At 45.8% G+C, this 1,088-nt stretch carries 2 protein-coding genes; both read left to right on the top strand.

Going from position 1 to position 1,088, the window contains the following annotated elements:
• The coding region (locus A3738_RS07875) for a PA2778 family cysteine peptidase (RefSeq protein WP_068763507.1) at positions 1–795 on the top strand (795 nt) is incomplete at its 5' end.
• A gap of 11 nt (positions 796–806) precedes the next feature.
• Positions 807–1,088: hypothetical protein (locus A3738_RS07870; RefSeq protein WP_231876571.1), on the top strand; the 282-nt coding region annotated here is incomplete at its 3' end.

Here is a 1,088-nt window from a genome sequence, read left to right as displayed (position 1 = left end):
CAAGGCTTGAACCCTGAACTCTCAACGCTTGTGAATATGGTCTACGTGCCAGAGCGTCAAGGAAGCTTTCAAATAGAGCTTAAAGCTGCAGCTCGCCGCTTCGAGTTAATTCCCTACGAACTCGCTCCAACTATGAAATCCGTATTTCACGAGGTTTCTAGGGGCAATCCAGTTTTAGTGCTACAAAACCTTGCGCTCGGAAGCCATCCTGTATGGCACTACGCTTTAGTAGTTGGTTATGACCTTGATGATAAAACAGTGACTTTGCACAGTGGGCTCGAAGCAAACACAACTATTGCTCTTGGCACATTTGAACGCACATGGGCCAACAATGCGCCGAGTTGGGCGATTGTCATTTTGCCGCCGCACAAAGTCCCCGCCACGGCGTCACCATTGCCTTATCAAAAGACCCTAGAAGAACTTATTGAAGTTGGGCAGACGTCCACTGCCGTGGATGCGTATTACCATGCAAAGGAAGTATGGCCCGGGCAAAGCACATTCAATTTTGGTTTGGCCAATCTGCTCTACCAGCTCAATGAATTCGAAGAAGCACAAACCATGTATTTAGAAGCCATCCTTAAAACGCCGAACATCGCAAGTTATTGGAATAACTTAGCCTATGCCTTGGCAGAGCTATCTTGCGACAATGCAACTCAAGCAGTGCAATGTGCTCTCGCACTCGCGCCAAAAGAACAGAACTTCAAGAGCTCGAGCAAAGACATTGAAGCGATGCTAAACGCTAATTCTGAACCAACCGTGCAGTGCGCAGTACTTCCGAACTGTCCCATTCAGTAGTTAAGATTCATATGCGAACAACATCAAAACCCTTAATACTCATCCTCGCCTTACTGGTATTTAGTGCTTATTCATTTGCGGATGAATCTACGATTGAATGGTCACCGAGCTTTGAAAAGGCAAAGGTGCTCTCGAAAGTACGATCAAGCAAGTTGGCTGAGCTTTCAGGTTTAGTAGCAAGCCATAAAAATGAAGGGCTCTATTGGGCGCATAACGATAGCGGCAATGACCCAAGTATCTATTTACTTGATCCTTCAACGGGTGAAGTCAAATTAGAGGTTGAATTAAAAAAC

Source organism: Oleiphilus sp. HI0066 (assembly GCF_001635725.1).
Note: the sequence above shows the minus strand (reverse complement) of the source record. Positions and strands in the feature narration are given on the sequence as shown.